The sequence below is a fragment of the Streptomyces sp. NBC_00091 genome (assembly GCF_026343185.1).
Lineage (GTDB): Bacteria > Actinomycetota > Actinomycetes > Streptomycetales > Streptomycetaceae > Streptomyces.
Map to the genome: position 1 here is coordinate 989,723 of NZ_JAPEMA010000001.1, position 15,632 is coordinate 1,005,354.

Annotated in this window: 14 protein-coding genes; 5 read left to right on the forward strand and 9 right to left on the reverse strand. The window is 73.9% G+C overall.

Annotation, left to right across the window (positions count from 1 at the left end; translation table 11 throughout):
- The first annotated feature begins 86 nt into the window (after positions 1-86).
- On the forward strand, positions 87-1,361 hold the full coding sequence (locus OOK34_RS04115; RefSeq protein WP_267032494.1) for a sorbosone dehydrogenase family protein: 1,275 nt from the start codon (positions 87-89) through the stop codon (positions 1,359-1,361).
- Between the two features lie 200 nt (positions 1,362-1,561).
- On the opposite strand, the gene OOK34_RS35320 is transcribed toward OOK34_RS04115, so the two are convergent.
- The 6 genes from OOK34_RS35320 to OOK34_RS04150 form a co-directional block, all read right to left on the reverse strand.
- Positions 1,562-4,615 (reverse strand): AAA family ATPase, encoded by a 3,054-nt coding sequence (locus OOK34_RS35320; protein ID WP_323183393.1) that lies wholly within the window; start codon positions 4,613-4,615, stop codon positions 1,562-1,564.
- Between the two features lie 80 nt (positions 4,616-4,695).
- A complete protein-coding gene (locus OOK34_RS04130) occupies positions 4,696-4,863 on the reverse strand; it encodes a hypothetical protein (protein ID WP_267032495.1) in 168 nt (55 codons plus the stop codon).
- 189 nt (positions 4,864-5,052) lie between these two features.
- Entirely contained in the window at positions 5,053-5,637 is a 585-nt protein-coding gene (locus tag OOK34_RS04135; protein ID WP_267032496.1) for a hypothetical protein, read from the reverse strand.
- A gap of 101 nt (positions 5,638-5,738) precedes the next feature.
- A complete protein-coding gene (locus tag OOK34_RS04140; protein WP_267032497.1) occupies positions 5,739-6,293 on the reverse strand; it encodes a GNAT family N-acetyltransferase in 555 nt (184 codons plus the stop codon).
- 27 nt (positions 6,294-6,320) lie between these two features.
- Positions 6,321-8,555 carry an MMPL family transporter gene (locus OOK34_RS04145; RefSeq protein WP_267032498.1) on the reverse strand — a complete coding sequence of 745 codons (2,235 nt, stop codon included), beginning with the start codon at positions 8,553-8,555 and terminating at the stop codon, positions 6,321-6,323.
- 212 nt (positions 8,556-8,767) lie between these two features.
- Entirely contained in the window at positions 8,768-9,160 is a 393-nt protein-coding gene (locus OOK34_RS04150) for a signal peptidase I (RefSeq protein WP_267032499.1), read from the reverse strand.
- 60 nt (positions 9,161-9,220) lie between these two features.
- Here OOK34_RS04150 and OOK34_RS04155 point away from each other — a divergent pair, with 60 nt between their 5' ends.
- Both OOK34_RS04155 and OOK34_RS04160 read left to right on the forward strand, forming a co-directional pair.
- A complete protein-coding gene (locus OOK34_RS04155) occupies positions 9,221-10,054 on the forward strand; it encodes a GNAT family N-acetyltransferase (RefSeq protein WP_267036613.1) in 834 nt (277 codons plus the stop codon).
- A gap of 84 nt (positions 10,055-10,138) precedes the next feature.
- Positions 10,139-10,648, forward strand: coding sequence for a DinB family protein (locus tag OOK34_RS04160; protein ID WP_267032500.1), 510 nt, complete (start codon positions 10,139-10,141; stop codon positions 10,646-10,648).
- Here OOK34_RS04160 and OOK34_RS04165 read toward each other — a convergent pair.
- Positions 10,645-11,379: a siderophore-interacting protein gene (locus OOK34_RS04165; protein WP_267032501.1), complete on the reverse strand. Its 735-nt coding sequence runs from the start codon at positions 11,377-11,379 to the stop codon at positions 10,645-10,647. The two genes, OOK34_RS04160 and OOK34_RS04165, sit on opposite strands and share 4 nt — an antisense overlap.
- Positions 11,380-11,443: 64 nt before the next feature.
- Between OOK34_RS04165 and OOK34_RS04170 the strand changes: the two genes are divergently transcribed.
- Positions 11,444-13,540, forward strand: coding sequence for a penicillin acylase family protein (locus OOK34_RS04170; RefSeq protein ID WP_267032502.1), 2,097 nt, complete (start codon positions 11,444-11,446; stop codon positions 13,538-13,540).
- Positions 13,537-14,145 carry a GNAT family N-acetyltransferase gene (locus OOK34_RS04175; RefSeq protein ID WP_267032503.1) on the forward strand — a complete coding sequence of 203 codons (609 nt, stop codon included), beginning with the start codon at positions 13,537-13,539 and terminating at the stop codon, positions 14,143-14,145. The genes OOK34_RS04170 and OOK34_RS04175 overlap by 4 nt, the downstream gene beginning before the upstream one ends.
- Here OOK34_RS04175 and OOK34_RS04180 read toward each other — a convergent pair.
- Together OOK34_RS04180 and OOK34_RS04185 are read right to left on the reverse strand one after the other, a co-directional pair.
- A complete protein-coding gene (locus OOK34_RS04180) occupies positions 14,123-14,917 on the reverse strand; it encodes an alpha/beta fold hydrolase (RefSeq protein WP_267032504.1) in 795 nt (264 codons plus the stop codon). The two genes, OOK34_RS04175 and OOK34_RS04180, sit on opposite strands and share 23 nt — an antisense overlap.
- A gap of 68 nt (positions 14,918-14,985) precedes the next feature.
- The gene (locus tag OOK34_RS04185; RefSeq protein ID WP_267032505.1) at positions 14,986-15,615 is read right to left on the reverse strand and encodes a cysteine hydrolase family protein; all 630 of its coding nucleotides are present in this window, start codon (positions 15,613-15,615) and stop codon (positions 14,986-14,988) included.
- Positions 15,616-15,632 lie beyond the last annotated feature (17 nt).

The window sequence follows — 15,632 nt, forward strand, 5'->3', positions numbered from 1 at the left end:
AGGGGTGGAACTTAGGGACCGTCCGGGGCTGTTGAGACAGGGGAAGGGCAGGACTGGGGGACGGACGACCGGAGGGGAGCGGGACCATGCGGTACGGGCAGATCCAGGAGGGCGGGGCGCAGGGCTTCGGGGCGGGTGGCTCCGGGGCGCGGGGCTTCGGGGCGGTGCGGTACGAGGGCGGGCGCGCGCGGCGCAGGGGTGTGCGGGCGGCGCTCGCCCTGGCGGGGTGCGGCGCTCTGCTGGCGGCGGGCTGTTCCGCGTCGGACGGTGCGCAGGCCGGGCCGGGCGGATCCCCACCGGGCCCGCCGCCGACGGGGGCGGCGTCCGCGGGGGCGTCGGGCCCGCCGGAGGCCTCCGGGCCGCCCGCGCGGGGGTCGGTGACGGTGTCGGGCGAGGTTGCCAAGGGGCTGGAGTCCCCCTGGGGCGTGGTTCCGCTGCCCGGCGGGGACCTGCTGGTCGCCTCCCGGGACAAGGGCACCATCAGCAGGGTCCGGGCGGACACGGGCGCGGTGACGCAGATCGGCAGGGTTCCCGGGGTGGCGCCGGGCGGGGAGGGCGGGCTGCTGGGTCTCGCGGTGTCCGCTTCCTTCCCCTCGGACCGGATGGTGTACGCGTACTTCACGACCGAGTCCGACAACCGCATCGCCCGGATGCGGTACGACGAGCAGAGACCGGCCGGGCAGCAACTGGGCGCGCCCGACACCGTGTTCCGGGGCATCCCCAAGGGGCTCATCCACAACGGCGGCCGGATCGCCTTCGGCCCGGACAGGATGCTCTACGCCGGCACCGGCGAGACCGGGGACACGGCGCTGGCTCAGGACAGGAAGTCGCTGGGCGGGAAGATCCTGCGGATGACCCCGGACGGGCAGCCGGTACACGGCAATCCGGAGGCCGACTCCGTCGTCTACTCCTACGGGCACCGCAATGTGCAGGGCCTCGCCTGGGACAAGGACAAGCGGCTCTGGGCGGCCGAGTTCGGCCAGCACACCTGGGACGAGCTGAACCTCATCGAGCCGGGCGGCAATTACGGCTGGCCGGAGGCGGAGGGGAAGGCCGGCAAGGCGGGCTTGCGTGATCCGGTGGCCGTGTGGAAGCCGGAAGAGGCCTCGCCGAGCGGGATCGCCTGGGCGCAGGGGTCCGTCTGGATGGCCGGGCTGAAGGGCGAGCGGTTGTGGCGGATCCCGCTGAAGGGAACCGCGGCGGCGGCGGAGCCGGAGGCCTTCCTCCAGGGGCAGTACGGGCGGCTGCGCACGGTGGTGTCCCTCGGCGGGGACAGATTGCTGCTGGTCACGAGCGAGACGGACGGGCGCGGCTCGCCGGAGGCGGGCGACGACAGGATCCTGACCTTGACGGTGCGGTGACTTGAGCGGCCCCGGATCCGCGTTACGGCGTAGTACGCTGCACGCCTGCTTCGGCAGCGGTCAGGGCTTGGCCGTCATTAGGGTTTTCGGACCCAAGTGAGAAGTCCCCTCGTTTACGAGGGGGAGGAGTCACAGACCTCGACTCCGGCAAGTGTCGTCGTCATACGCCCCGCCGAGGACCGGCGGGGCGCTGACACCGCCTAGGAGCGGCCCGCCGGAGCCGGGGGCCCGAGCGGGGTGAACAGGCGCAGCCGGTGGGCGAGGGCCGCGGCCTCGCCCCGGCCCGCGACTCCGAGCTTGGCCAGGATGTTCGAGACGTGCACGCTGGCCGTCTTCGGGGAGATGAAGAGTTCCTCGGCGATCTGGCGGTTGGTGCCGCCCGCCGCGACGAGGCGCAGGACGTCCCGTTCGCGGCTGGTCAGGCCCAGGGCCTCGATGGGGTCGGTGTCCGGGGCCGGGGCGGCCGGGTGGGCCTCCTCGGCGGTCAGCGGGAGCCGGGCGCGCTGCGCGAGCAGGGCGAGGTCCTCGCGGAGCCTCCTTGAGCCGAGCCGGTCGGCGGCGGCGTGGGAGTCGCGGAGCAGGTCGGCTGCCGTCTCGCGGTCCCCGCCCGAGACGAGGAGTGCCTCGGCGAGGCGGTGGCGGGCCCGGGCGAGCAGGTACGGGCGGTGCAGGGGGCGTACGGCGGCCTCGACGGCGGTCCAGTCGGCGACGGTGTCGCGGGCCTCGGCGCGCAGCAGCTCGGCCCGGAGGTACTCGGCGTGCGCGGCCCACACGGGGGCCGGGGCGGCCAGGGAGCGGGCGGCGGTGCGCAGCACCTCCAGGGCGGCGTCGCGGCCGGTGTCGGCCACGGGCAGGCCCCGGGCGTCGGCCTCGGCGGAGGCGGAGGCCAGCAGGAGGGGCCAGGCGTAGCGGTGGTGGCCGAGCGGGAACCCGTGGGCGACGGCCTCCGCGGTCTCGGCGCGGACGTCGGCGATCCGGCCCTCCCCCTCGGCCACGCCGACGGCCAGCCGGTAGAGCGGCAGCCGGTGCTGGGGCTGGGTGTCGTGGGTGCCGAAGTGCGCGTGGGCGGCGGCGAGCTGCTGGGCGGCCTCGGCGAGTTCGCCGCGGGCCAGGGCCAGGTAGGCCAGGCGCGCGGAGGCTGAGCCGCGCGGGGCGGCGCTCTGGCCGACGTGCAGGGTGCGGCGGGCGGCCGCGGCGGCCTCGTCCCAGCGGCCGAGGCTGTACAGGCTCTCCGCCATGTTTCCGCAGACCCAGGCCTCGGTGTCCAGGAGCCGGGACCTGCTGACGAGTTCGACCCCTTGTTCGGCCAGTTCCACGGCTTCGCGGGACCGGCCCATCGATTCGAGTTGAGAGCTGAGGTTGATGTGTGCGCGACCGGCGAGCAGTGTGAGTCCGAGTTCGGTGGCGCGGTCCAGGACCGCGCGGATCTCGGTGAGGCCCGGTTCTCCGTCACCGGCGTCGCAGAGCAGGCAGCCGAGGGTGATCCGGGCGTTGAGTTCGGTCTCCTCGGCGCCGACCATGCGGGCGTACTCGACGGCCCGTTCGGCGGCGGCGAGGTTGCCGGGGCCCGGGTTGTGGAGCATGCCCCAGCCCGCGGCCCGGACGAGGACGTCGGCGTGCACCTGGGAGGGGGGCAGGCCCTTGACCAGTTCCTGGGCCCTGGCGATCTCCTCCCAGCCGTCGCCCCGGGCGAGGCTGGCGACCAGCCGGGAGCGCTCGGTCCAGAACCAGGCGGCGCGCAGCGGGTCGTCGCCGTCCTCGTCGAGGATCCGCAGGGCCAGCTTGGTGAGTTTCAGGGCCCGTTCGCGTTCGCCGCCGAACCGGGCGGCGACGGTGGCCTCGGCCAGCAGGTCGAGGCGTTGCAGCGGGGTGGTGGCGGGGTCGCAGCCGCAGGGCGGGTACACGTCGGTGTAGTCGGCCGGGCGCAGGTCCGCGCGTATCTCGTCGGGGACGCTCTCCCACAGGTCCATGGCCCGTTCCAGCAGGCTGAGCTGCTCGGAGTAGGCGTGCCGGCGGCGGGCGGTAACGGAGGCGGCGAGGACGGCGGGCAGGGACTTGGCGGGGTCGTTGGCGGCGTACCAGTAGTTGGCCAGCCGGATGACCCGCTCCTCGGCGCGGACCAGCGATTCGTCGGCCTCCATGGCCTCGGCGTAGCGGCGGTTGACGCGGGCGCGCTCGCCGGGCAGGAGGTCGTCGCTGACGGCCTCGCGGACCAGCGAGTGGCGGAAGCGGTAGCCGTCGCCGTCGGTGGTGGCGAGGAGGATGTTGGCGCCGACCGCGGCGCGCAGGGCTTCGATCAGTTCGTCCTCGCCGAGCTGGACCACGGCGCGCAGCAGGGAGTACTCGACGGTGGAGCCGCCCTCGGCGACGATGCGGACCACGCGCTGGGCGGCGTCGGGCAGTACCTCGACGCGGACGAGCAGGAGGTCGCGCAGGGATTCGGTGAGCCCGGTGCGGCAGCCGCTCTCCTGGGAGGCGACGAGTTCCTCGACGAAGAAGGCGTTGCCGTCGGAGCGGTCGAAGACGGAGTCGACGAAGCTCTCGTCGGGCTGCGAGGCGAGGATCCCGGCGAGCTGGCGGCGTACTTCGGCCCGGTTGAAGCGGGGCAGTTCGATCCGGTGGACGGTGCGGAGCCGGTCGAGTTCGGCGAGCAGCGGGCGCAGCGGGTGACGGCGGTGGATGTCGTCGGCCCGGTAGGTGGCGACGAGGACGAGCCGGCCCCTGGCGAGGGTGCGGAAGAGGTAGGCGAGCAGGTGCCGGGTGGAGGTGTCCGCCCAGTGCAGGTCTTCCAGGACGAGCACGACGGTGCGGTCGGCGGCGAGCCGTTCCAGCATCCTGGCGGTCAGTTCGAAGAGCCGGGCGGTGCTCTCCTCGTCGTGGGGGCCCCGGGGGGTCTCGCCGAGTTCGGGGAGGATGCGGGCGAGTTCGTCCTCCTGCCCGGCGGCCGCGGCGGCCAGTTCGTCGGGGAGCAGGCGCAGGAGGGTGCGCAGGGCGGTCGAGAAGGGGGCGAAGGGAAGTCCCTCCGCCCCTATCTCCACACAGCCTCCGACCGCCACCACGGCTCCGCGGCGGGCGGCCTCCGTGAGGAACTCCTCGGTCAGGCGGGTCTTGCCGACTCCGGCCTCTCCCCCGATGAGCAGGGCCTGCGGCTCCTGCTCCGCGGCGCGGGTCAGGGCGTCCACGAGTGCGGCCAGTTCGTCGGCTCGGCCGACGAACACCGGGCTGACAGATCTGGTCTCCACGCCGCCGAGCATCGCACAGAGGTGCGGGGCACCGGCACTCGTTATCGGTGCGCTTCTCATCACGTGTCAGTTCACGTGGCCGGCGACGCGGGTTACGCGGCGCGGGTGAAGAGGCCGCGGTGCCCTCTCACCGACCTTTCGGATTCCTGGCCGCGAGAGGAGGCGCGGTACGCCTTCTTGGCCTCCTGGACGATCCGGTACTCGTTGGCCTCGCGGATGAGGTCGGCGCGGCGGGCGGTGGCGATCTCGTACTCGAACATCTCGTACTCCCTGGTTGCTCTTCTCGGGCACCTCGTTCGGTGTGATCCAAGATTCGCTTCCCAGAGGGGTGCGGCACATGGGGCTGATGCCGCATCTCTGCGGTGCCGGGGTCCTTAGGCCGGGGCCCGGGGGCCCTGAGGCGGACTAGGGCGGCCTAAGACCGGGCGGGAGATCGCGTAAGGCGGTGCCTACTGGGCGGCCGTGGGGAGGGGGAAGAGGAGGTCGAAGTACATGAGGCCGAAGAGCAGGACACCGAGGAGGCCGAGGGCGACGGCGGCCCAGGAGACGGACCGGACCCAGACCGGAAGGACCCGGCCGGGGGCGCCGAAGGCGGGGCGGGCGAGGACGAAGACGGCGAGGAGGAGGGCGAGGGTGGACAGGACACCGTTGACGAGGGCGGTCGTGTGCCAGGCGTCGCCGTACAGGGCGGCGATCTTCTCCTTGGCGGTGCTGGCGTTGACCGATTCGATCTGGCCGATGAGCGTCTGGCGCTCGGCGGCGACGCGGGACACCCAGCTGCCGCTGAGGGCGACGAGCCCCAGGCCCGCGGCGACGACGGCGGATGCGGCGGCCCCGACGCCGGTGCTCTGCTCGGGGGCGTCCTCGTCGGCGTACTCGTCGGCGTCGTCGGCGTCCTCGGCGAGCTCCTCGCCGGATTCGCCCGGCTCTTCGGTCACGTCGGTGGGCTCGGCGGCGGCCGCCTTGTCCTCGGCGGCGTCCTCGGCGGCGTCCGCGTCGGGGGCGGTCGGGGCGAGGGTCTTCGTGGTGTCCATGACGCGCACCGTAGGCGGCGTTTCTGAGAGGTTCCTGAGAGCCCGGCGGGCTTCGGGCCCGGTGGGCCGCAGGTCCGGGGCGGGGCCTGCGGCCGTGGCGGCTACGCCGGGCGGGCGGTGGCCCATTCGTGGGCGAGTACGGCCCAGACCTCGGTGTCCTGGCGGACGCCGCGGTGGAGGTGGTTCTGCCGCAGGACGCCTTCACGGGTCAGGCCGAGCCGCTCGGCGACGGCGATGCTCTTCTTGTTGCCGGAGGCCACGTGCCACTCCACGCGGTGCATGCCGCGCTGCTGGAAGGCCCAGTCGATCAGGACCCGGCAGGCCTTGGTGATCAGGCCCCGGCCGGCCGCGGTGGGCTCCAGCCAGCAGCCGACCTCGCAGTTGCCGCGGGCGGCGTCGAAGTTCGGGAAGAGGACCCCGCCGACCAGCGTGCCGTCGACCCGGATGCCGTAGAGGCGGGCGCCGTCCTTGGCGGCCTTCTCCGCGTTCGAGCCGAGCAGGAGCCGCGCCGACTCGAGGTCGGTGGCGCGGTCGGGGAAGCCCACGAACTGGCCGATGAACTCACGGCCGCGGTCCATGTGCGCGAGGAACTCCTCGGCGTGCCACACCTCCAGCGGGAACAGCTGGGCGTCCTCGGCCAGGTCTATCGCGAACATGCGTGCTTCCTTACGGCTCGTAACCGGTCAGCGGGGCAGGCGGGCCGGCTCCGCGTGGTCCGCGTCCGGCCGCTGCGACGGAAGTGTCGCACGGGGAGCACTGCGTTCCGGTGGCTCGATGCTGATCCGGGGCAGCCGCCGGTCCAGCCAGGCGGGGATCCACCAGTTGGCGCCGCCGAGCATGTGCATGAGGGCGGGGACGAGCAGGGTGCGCAGGACGAAGGCGTCGAGCGCGACGGCGGCGGCGAGCGCGATGCCGAACATCGCGATGAGCCGGTCGCCGCTGAGCACGAAGGCCAGGAAGACGGAGATCATGATGACGGCCGCCGAGTTGATCACCCGGCTGGTCTCGGCGAGGCCCACCCGGACGGCCCGCCTGTTGTCACCGGTCTCCAGCCACTCCTCGTACATCCGGCTGACCAGGAAGACCTGGTAGTCCATGGACAGTCCGAAGAGCACCGACACCATGATCACCGGCAGGAAGGGCTCGATCGGTCCGGCGCTGCCCAGGCCCAGCAGCTCGCTCCCCCAGCCCCACTGGAAGATCACGACGACGACGCCGAAGGAGGAGGCGACGGCGGCGACGTTCATGGCGGCGGCCTTGAGCGGGATGCCTATGGACCGGAAGGCCAGCAGCAGGAGGACGCAGCCGAGGGCGATGACCACCCCGACGAAGAGCGGGAGCTTCCCGACGATCACCTCGGCGAAGTCGTCGTAGCCGGCCGTCACCCCGCCGACGTGGACGTCCATCGAGCTGCCGTGGCCGGCGCGCGGGATGACGTCCCGGCGCAGGGTGTCGACCAGCTCGCTCGTGGCCCGGGACTGCGGGGCGAAGTCCGGTACGACCGTCAGGACGGCGGTGTCCCCGCTGCGGTTGAAGACGGCCGGGCCGGCGGAGGTGACGCCCTCGGTGGTGCGCAGTGCCTCGGTCAGCCGGTCGACGGCGACGCGGTCCGCGGCTCCGTCGAGGCGGGCGACGACGGTCAGCGGGCCGTTCGCGCCCGGCCCGAATCCGTCGGCCAGCAGGTCGTAGGCCTTGCGGGTGGTGGAGGTGGCCGGGTTGTTGCCCTGGTCGGAGGTGCCGAGGTGGAGGGAGAGGGTCGGCAGCGCCAGCACCACCATGACCAGGGCGGCGACCAGGCCGAGCAGTTTGGGGCGGCGCTCCACGAAGGCCGACCAGCGGGCGGCGAACCCGGTGGGCGGCTGGGGCCGGGGGCCCTCGGCGGCGAGCTTGCGCCGTTCGCGGCGCGAGAGGGCCCGCATGCCGATGTAGGAGAGGAGGGCGGGCAGCAGGGTGACGGAGGCGGCCACGGTCAGGACCACGGTGAGGGAGGCGGCTATCGCGACCCCGTTGAGGAAGTTCAGCCGCAGCACGAGCATGCCGAGCAGCGCGATGCAGACGGTGGCCCCGGCGAAGACGACGGCCCGGCCGGTGGTGGCGACGGCGCTCGCGGCGGCCTCTTCGACCGTCAGCCCGCGCGCCAGGCCCTTGCGGTGGCGGGTGACGATGAACAGGGCGTAGTCGATGCCGACGCCGAGGCCCACGAGGGTGCCCAGCATCGGGGCGAAGTCGGCGACGGGCATGGCGTGCCCGAGGAGGGTGATGCCGAAATAGGCGCTGCCGACGCTGACGAGGGCGGTCGCGATGGGCAGCAGGCTCGCGGCGAGCGAACCGAAGGCGAGGAAGAGGACCACGGCGGCGATGGCGACGCCGATGACCTCGGCGAGGTGGGCGCCGGGTGCCTCGGTCAGGCCGATGGCGCGGCCGCCGAGTTCGACCTGGAGGCCGTCGGCCTCGGTGGCGGGGTTCTTCGCGGCGTCCACGACGGCCTTGGCCTGGGCCTTGGGTACGGAGTCGGCCTGCCGGTCGAAGGTCACCACGGCATAGGCGGTGCGTCCGTCGGGGCTGATCTGGGCGGCGCTCGCGGGGGCCGGTCCGTAGGGGCTCGCGACCGAGGTGACGCCGGGGAGGGCCGCGACGGCGTCCAGGGCCCGGGTCATGCGCTGTTCGATGTCGGGGGTCCGGGCCGTCCGGTGGTCCGGGGCCCGCCACACGATGGTGTCGGTGTCGCCGCCCTGGCCGTGGAATCCCTCGCGCAGGAGGGCGTGGGCCTTGGCGGACTCCGTGCCGGGGACCTCGTAATCGTTGGAGAACGCGCTCCCGGCGGCTCCGGCCGCCGCGGCGGTCCCGCCGAGGGCGAGCAGCCAGATCAGGACGGTGACCAGTCGGTGCCGGAGGCACCACCGTGCGATTGCTGCCAACGGACGTGCTCCCTGGTGGTTCGGATCTTCACCGGGAGGCAGCCCGACGCAAAGAACGCTTGAACTCGTGTACGTGTGAACTTGTGAAGGTCCGGCCGCGCAGTGCGGGCCTGGGCGGTCTACACCTCGATTGACACGATCTCAGCGTTTAGTGATCGTTGGCCCGTTTCGTGTGCATCGTCACAGGCCTGTGCCGAGGTGCGGGACCTAGGTCAGTGCGGGCCCGGGCCGGACGGCTCGTCGGCCCGGTAGCCCGGGACCGAGGGCCACCGGACGGTGAGGACCACCGTGTCCTCCTCCGCGTACCAGGAGTGGTCGACCCCGCGCCCCCAGACCACGTAGTCGCCCTGTTCGGCGAGGACGACGGTGCGGCCGGGGAACTCCAGCCGGAACCGGCCGCTGATCAGCACCTGGAGCGCGGTGCGCCGCTCACCGGTCACCCACCGGTCGCGTTCCTCCCCCTTGGGGTGGACCCCCCACTTGATCTCGACGTCCTCGCTGTGGCGGGGATCGCCGGGACTCTTGAAGTGGCCGAGGAGCCAGCCCCGGTCGACGGCGGCGTCGGGGGTGGCCTTGCCGGTGTAGATGGCGGAGTCGTCGTTCACGGGGTGAGGCTAATGCACTTGTATGCCCGGGCGGGCGCCTGGTGAGCTGACCCGATGACGATGGATCGTGAAGAACTTCTGAAGGTGCGCGACCGCTACGACCGGGAGATGCGGCGCGACGCGCAGCCCGATGCGGCGGAGGCGCGGGTGGAGCGGGTGGGCGCGGTCGTACGGCAGACCGTGCCCGGGCTCGGCTGGAACGGCGTGCTGTGGTCGGACCTCGACGAGGAGACGGCCGACGCGGAGATCGCGGCGCAGGTGGCGCACTTCGGCGCCCGCGGGGCCGGCGGGGCGGATGGGGCGGATGGGGTGGAGTTCGAGTGGAAGCTGTACTCCCACGACCGCCCGGCGGACCTCGGGGACCGGCTGCGCGCGGCGGGGTTCGTGCCGGAGCCGGCGGAGACGCTGCTGGTGGCACGGACGGCCGACCTCGCCGCGCTGCCGGTGGAGCCGCCGGAGGGGATCACCCTGCGGGTGGTGACGGACGAGGCCGGGGTCGACCTGATGATGGAGGTCCACCACCGGGCCTTCGGCACCGAGCGGCCGCGGATCCGGGCGCAGATGCTCAGCCTGCTGCGGGAGGAGCCGGAGACCATCGAGGCGGTGGTGGCGATGGCCGGGGAGGTTCCGGTGAGCGCGGCCCGGATGGAGATGCGGCCGGGCAGCGCCTTCGCGGGACTGTGGGGCGGCGGCACCGCCCCGCAGTGGCGCGGCCGGGGCGTCTACCGCCTGCTGGTGGCCCACCGCGCCCGCGTGGCGGCGGCGCGCGGCATCCCGTACCTCCAGGTCGACGCCTCCGACGACAGCCGCCCCATCCTGGAGCGCCTGGGTTTCGGTGTGCTGGGGGTGACGGTCCCGTACGTGTGGCAGGGCCGGGACGCGTCCGCGCGGTAGGCCGGGGCCCTTCGGGCGGCGCGCGGGTTGCCGGCGGGGCCGGACGGTTCCACGACTCGGGGGCGGCGGGGCATGATCGGCGGCATGGACATCTCGGAACGCGTCGGGCCGCCCCTGGCCGGCGGTGAACGCGAAACCCTCCGCGCCTACCTCGACTACCACCGGGCCACCCTCGCCTGGAAGTGCGAGGGCCTCACCGACGAGGAGCTGCGGCGCCCGGCCTCACCGCCCTCCGCCCTGTCCCTGCTGGGACTGGTCCGGCACATGGCCGAGGTGGAGCGGCACTGGTTCCGCCGCACGCTCGGCGGCGCGGACGTACCGCACCTGTGGTCCGACGAGCACGACTTCCAGGCCGCGTACGACGCCTCCCGCGCCACCCGCGCCGAGGCGTTCGCCGCCTGGGAGGCGGAGGTCGGGCACTCCCGCGCCGTCGAGGCCGCCGCCGGCTCCCTCGAGGTGACGGCGTACGTCGCCAAGTGGGAGGCGGAGGCCTCGCTGCGCATGCTGATGCTCCACATGATCCACGAGTACGCCCGCCACAACGGCCACGCCGACTTCCTCCGCGAGGCCATCGACGGCACGGTCGGCGCCTAGACCGCGCGCCAGTAGCCCAGCCCGTTCACGCGCTGCTTGGGCAGGCCCAGGTCCTTCCTGAGGTACGCCGTCAGGTTCCGGGTGGTGGCCGTGTCGCAGGCCAGCCAGACGTACGCGGAGGCGGGGTCCGGGCCGAGCAGCTCCGGCAGTTCGGCCCGGACCCGCTCGGCCAGCGCCGCCCCGCCCCGGGCCACCCGCCGGATGTCGTGCCGGGCCGCGTCGGCGCGTACGGGCAGCCGCGCGTCGTCGGCGTGCTGGGTCTCGAACCAGATGGTGGCCGGGGTCCGCGGGTACGCGTCCAGCAGGGAGTTGATGGCCGGCAGGGAGGCCGGGTCGCCGATCACCAGCAGCCGCTCCGGTTCCGGGTCCGGCGCCGCGAAGCCGGTGCCCTGGACGGTGGCCTCCAGGGTGTCCCCCGGCCGGGCCCCGCGCGCCCACCGGCTGGCCAGCCCGTCGTGCAGGGCGAACTCGAAGGCGAAGGTCCCTGCGGCCGGATCGGGGTCCACCAGCGTGTAGGCCCGCTGGTGCGGACGGCTCCCGCCCTCGAACCAGACCCGGACCCACATGGTCGGGTGCAGGGAGTCGCCGGCGGCCGCCAGCAGCCCGCCGTCGCCGAAGCGGACCCTGCGGTAGTGCTCGGTGACCTCTTCCACCCCGGTGACCGTGAACGTGAAGTCCTTGCCCCGAAGCAGCTTGAGGACCACGCCCTCCCAGCCCTTGCCGACCGCCATGTCCGCCCCTTCTCCCCGACACTCACCAACACCCCTATAGTTAGGGCAGCCTAACCTAAGATGCATGGGGAAGAGTGTGAGCAGCGTGACTTCAGAGGCCTACGAGGTCTACCGCGACAGCTGGGGCATCCCCCACCTGCGCGCATCCGACCCGATCCGCCTCTCCTACGCCCAGGGCCGCGTCACCGCCCTGGACCGGGCCTGGCAGCTCGAGGTCGAGCGGCACCGCGCGCAGGGCTCCAGCGCCGCCTTCCTCGGCGCCGACTGCGTCGGCTGGGACCGCTTCGCCCGCCAGGCCCGCCTCGACGACACCGCCCGGCGCTGCCACGAGGCGCTCGACCCCGACACCGCCGCCTGGCTCGGCGCCTACGTGGAGGGGGTCAACTCCGGCCTGGCCGAAGGCGCCGCCCGCGACGACCGCTTCGCCCGCACCGGCCACACCCCCACCCCATGGGAGCCCTGGGTCCCGCTGTCCGTCTGGATCGCCACCCACATCCTCTTCGCCGGCTTCGCCACCAAGCTCTGGCGCGAGCGCGTCGCACGCGTCCTCGGCGACGAGGCCGCCACCCTCTTCGCGACCGACGGACCCGGCACCGCCGGCAGCAACGGCTGGCTGGTGCCGGGCGACCGGACCGTCACCGGGGCGGCGATCATCGCGGGCGACCCGCACCGGTTCATCGAAGAGCCGGGCGTCTACCAGCAGATACGCATCTCCTGCCCCGAGTACGACGTCCTCGGCCTGGCCGTCCCCGGTGTCCCCGGCCTCGCCCACTTCGGGCACACCGGCAGCGCCGCCTGGGCCATCACCAACGCCATGGCCGACTACCAGGACCTCTACGCCGAGCGGCTGCGCCCCACCGCCGCCGGCGGCCTGGAGGCGCTCGGCCCGGGCGGCACCTGGGAGCCGGTCGCCCGCCACACCGAGACCATCGCCGTGGCCGGTGGCGCCGATGTCGAGGTCGAGGTCCTGGAGACCCGCCGCGGCCCGGTCGTCGTCCGCGAGGGCGCGGACGGCCTCGTCCCGCAGGGGGCGGACGCCCTCTCCCTGCGCTACCCGCCGCGCGTCCGCCGCGACCTGGGCTTCGCCGCGCTGCCCGCCCTGCTCCGCGCCCGCACCGTCGCCGACGTCGACCGCGCCCTCGACGGCTGGGCGGAACCCGTCAACGTCGTCCACGCCGCCGACTCCGAGGGCGGGCTGCTGCACCGGGTCGCGGGGGCCGTTCCCCTGCGCGACGGCGCGGGCCGGCTGCGCCCGGTCCCCGCCTGGGACTCCCGGTACGACTGGCAGGGCTGGGCGCCCACCCCCGCCGAGCCGGTCCAGGGCTTCGCCGTCATGGCGAACGCGCGCGGGATCGCCTCCCCGCTCGGCGTGGAGTTCGCGCCCCCGCACCGCGCCGACCGGATCCGGGAGCTGCTCAGCGGCTCGGCGGACTGGTCCCCGCAGGCGATGGCCGACGTCCACCGGGACACGTACCTGGCCTCGGCCGGGCCGCTGCTCGCGCTGCTGCCCGGCCTCGAGGGCCTCTCCCCCGCCGCCGGCCGGCTCCGCGCGCGGCTCGTCGCCTGGGACCGGCACATGGAGGCCGACAGCACCGACGCCTCCGTCTTCGCGGCCTTCCGCAGCGCGACCGTACGCCGCTTCGCCGCCGACCCCGTCTTCGCGGGCCTGGCCCCGGCCCCCGGCGGCCCGGAGGTCTTCCACCCCTGGCTGTACCTCCTGCCGCGCGTCGGCTACGCCCTCGAAGGCCTGCTGGCCACCCCCCTCCTCCCCGGCCTCGACCGCGCGGCCCACGTCCGCGCCGCCCTGGAGGAGACGGCCGCGGCCGACGCCCCCGAGACCCCCTGGTCGCAGCTCCACGTCCTCGCCCCCTGGTCGGCGCTGCCCGACCCGGACGCCGAGTGGCCGGGGCTCGGCGGCGACCACGACTGCGTCAACGCCACCTCCTCCGTGCCCGGATTCACCGACCGGGCCGCCCGCGCCTCGGCGGCCCGCTACGTCTGGGACCTGGCCCGCCGCGAGGACAGCCTCTGGGCGGTCCCGCTGGGCGCGGACGGCGTCCCGGGCTCCCCCCACCACCGCGACCAGCTCCCCCTCTGGGCGCGCTGCGCACTCGTACCGGTCGTCACCGACTGGGCCCGCCTCACCAAGGAATCCGTATGATCCCCAGCTCCGCCCCCGCCTCCGTCCGTACCCCCGTGCACACCCAGCACGTCGAGGGCTTCGGCACGGTCACCATCACCCCCGTCGACCCCGCCGCCGACTCCGCGCTGATCCACAGCTGGGTCACCGAGGAGCGGGCGCGCTTCTGGGGCATGGGCGGGGCCAGCCGCGAGCTGGTCCAGGAGATCTACGAGGACGTCGACCGCCGCACCACCCACCACGCCTTCATGGTCAGCCGGGACGGCGAGCGGGTCGCGCTCTTCCAGACGTACGACTGCGCCGAGGACCGGGTCGGCGAGTGCTACGAGGTCCGGCCCGGGGACATCGGCGTGCACCTGCTGATCGGCCCCAGCCGCGGCGGGGTCCGGCACGGTTTCACCGGGGCCCTGATGTCGGCCTTCATCGGCTACGTGTTCTCGGACCCGGCCGTCCGCCGCGTCGTCGCCGAACCGGACGCCCGCAACGCCAAGGCCATCGACCTGCTGGAGCGGACCGGCTTCGTACTCGGCGCGGAGGTCGAGCTCCCCGAGATCGACCTGCCGGAGGTCTACCTCCCGGCGAAGCCGGCCCGCCTGGCCTTCCTCAGCGCGCCGGCAGCTCGCTGAGGAACTCCGTGACCAGGGACGCCCATTCGGCCGGGCGCTCGGCGAACGGAAGGTGCCCGGTGGGCAGTTCCGCGCGCCGTGCGCCCGGCAGGGCGTCCGCCAGCTCCCGCTGGAGGGCGGGCGGTACGAGCCGGTCCCCGGTGGTCTCGACGACCAGGGCGGGTACGCCGATCCGCGCGAGTTCCGCGCGCAGGTCCGCGCCCTTGATGAGCGCGGCCTGGTCCCCGCCCCCGGGCGTTGCCGTGTCCGCGGCCCCCCGCACGAGGTCTTCCAGCTGCTCGGGGCTCAGCGCCTCCAGCTGCTCCTCGCTGAGCACCAGCGGTACGAGGAGCCGCGCGAGCAGCTCGTTCTCCCCGCGCCGGCCCAGCTCGGACCACATCTGCCCGACCAGCCCGAAGCGGTGGCCGGCCCGCGCGAAGCTCGCGGTGAGCACGAGCGCGGTGACCCGCCCGGGGTGGCGGGTGGCGACCCGGACGGCCACGTTCCCGCCGAGGGAGTACCCGAGCACGGCGAACCGCTCCAGCCCCTCGGCGTCGGCGGCGGCCACCAGCTGGTCGGCCAGCTCGTCGAGCCGCAGCGGCTCGACGGCCTTCGGGGTGTCCCCGGCGCCGGGGTAGTCGACGCCGACGACGCTGTGACGGGCGGCGAGCGCGTCCAGCAGCGGCCCGAAGTTGCCCTCGACCGACCCGCCCGCGCCGTGGGCGAGCAGCAGGCCGGGGCCGCCGCTCTCCTTGCGGACGGTGCGGGCGTAGCGGGTCTTCGTTGCGGACATGAGGGATCCCCGTTTCTTTCGATAGCGGTCGCTACAGAAAGAACCGTACACAATTAAGCTAACGATCGCTACAGAAGGCTGTCGACGCCGGGGACCACGAGGCCGAAGACGTCGTGGATCGTGGTCAGCGCGGCGGCCTGGAGGGCTGACGCGGGCAGGACGGTGCCGTCCGGGGCGGGCAGGGCGCGGGTCGCGGTGGCCTCGGCGACCACGGTGGGCCGGTAGCCGAGGGTGAAGGCGCCCTCGGAGGTGAAGGTGATGCACATGTGCGTCATGAACCCGGCCAGCACCAGGTCCTTGCCGCTGCCCGCGCCGAAGCCCAGGCCGCTCAGGGTCTTCTCCAGCTCCGTGGCGTGGAAGGCGTTCGGGAACTGCTTGACCACCACCGGCTCGCCCTCGGCCGGCGCCACCTCGTCGCTGATGGCGCCGATGTGGGCGCGGATGTCGTAGGGGGTGCCCTCGCCGCCGTCGTTGACGACGTGGATGACGGGGATGCCGGCGGCCCGGGCGCGCTCCAGCAGGCGGGCTCCGGCCGCGAGGGCCTCCTCGGCGCCGTCCAGTGCCATGACGCCGGTGCGGTAGGTGTTCTGGAAGTCGATCATGATCAGGACGGAATCGCCCAGCAGGGGCGGCCGGTTGTCCAGCCCGCCCAGGTCGCGCAGGGTCGTGGACGCGGTGTGGGTGCTCTGGGTGCTCATCGGAAGGCCTTTCCTGG

Coding starts and splice junctions, on each gene's coding strand:
- OOK34_RS35320 (WP_323183393.1), bottom strand. CDS start 4,615: ATGCTCGGCGGCGTGGAGACCAGATCTGTCAGCCCGGTGTTCGTCGGC.
- OOK34_RS04140 (WP_267032497.1), bottom strand. CDS start 6,293: ATGTTCGCGATAGACCTGGCCGAGGACGCCCAGCTGTTCCCGCTGGAG.
- OOK34_RS04185 (WP_267032505.1), bottom strand. CDS start 15,615: ATGAGCACCCAGAGCACCCACACCGCGTCCACGACCCTGCGCGACCTG.
- OOK34_RS04155 (WP_267036613.1), top strand. CDS start 9,221: ATGGATCGTGAAGAACTTCTGAAGGTGCGCGACCGCTACGACCGGGAG.
- OOK34_RS04130 (WP_267032495.1), bottom strand. CDS start 4,863: ATGTTCGAGTACGAGATCGCCACCGCCCGCCGCGCCGACCTCATCCGC.
- OOK34_RS04165 (WP_267032501.1), bottom strand. CDS start 11,379: ATGGCGGTCGGCAAGGGCTGGGAGGGCGTGGTCCTCAAGCTGCTTCGG.
- OOK34_RS04180 (WP_267032504.1), bottom strand. CDS start 14,917: ATGTCCGCAACGAAGACCCGCTACGCCCGCACCGTCCGCAAGGAGAGC.
- OOK34_RS04175 (WP_267032503.1), top strand. CDS start 13,537: ATGATCCCCAGCTCCGCCCCCGCCTCCGTCCGTACCCCCGTGCACACC.
- OOK34_RS04160 (WP_267032500.1), top strand. CDS start 10,139: ATGGACATCTCGGAACGCGTCGGGCCGCCCCTGGCCGGCGGTGAACGC.
- OOK34_RS04135 (WP_267032496.1), bottom strand. CDS start 5,637: ATGGACACCACGAAGACCCTCGCCCCGACCGCCCCCGACGCGGACGCC.
- OOK34_RS04115 (WP_267032494.1), top strand. CDS start 87: ATGCGGTACGGGCAGATCCAGGAGGGCGGGGCGCAGGGCTTCGGGGCG.
- OOK34_RS04170 (WP_267032502.1), top strand. CDS start 11,444: ATGGGGAAGAGTGTGAGCAGCGTGACTTCAGAGGCCTACGAGGTCTAC.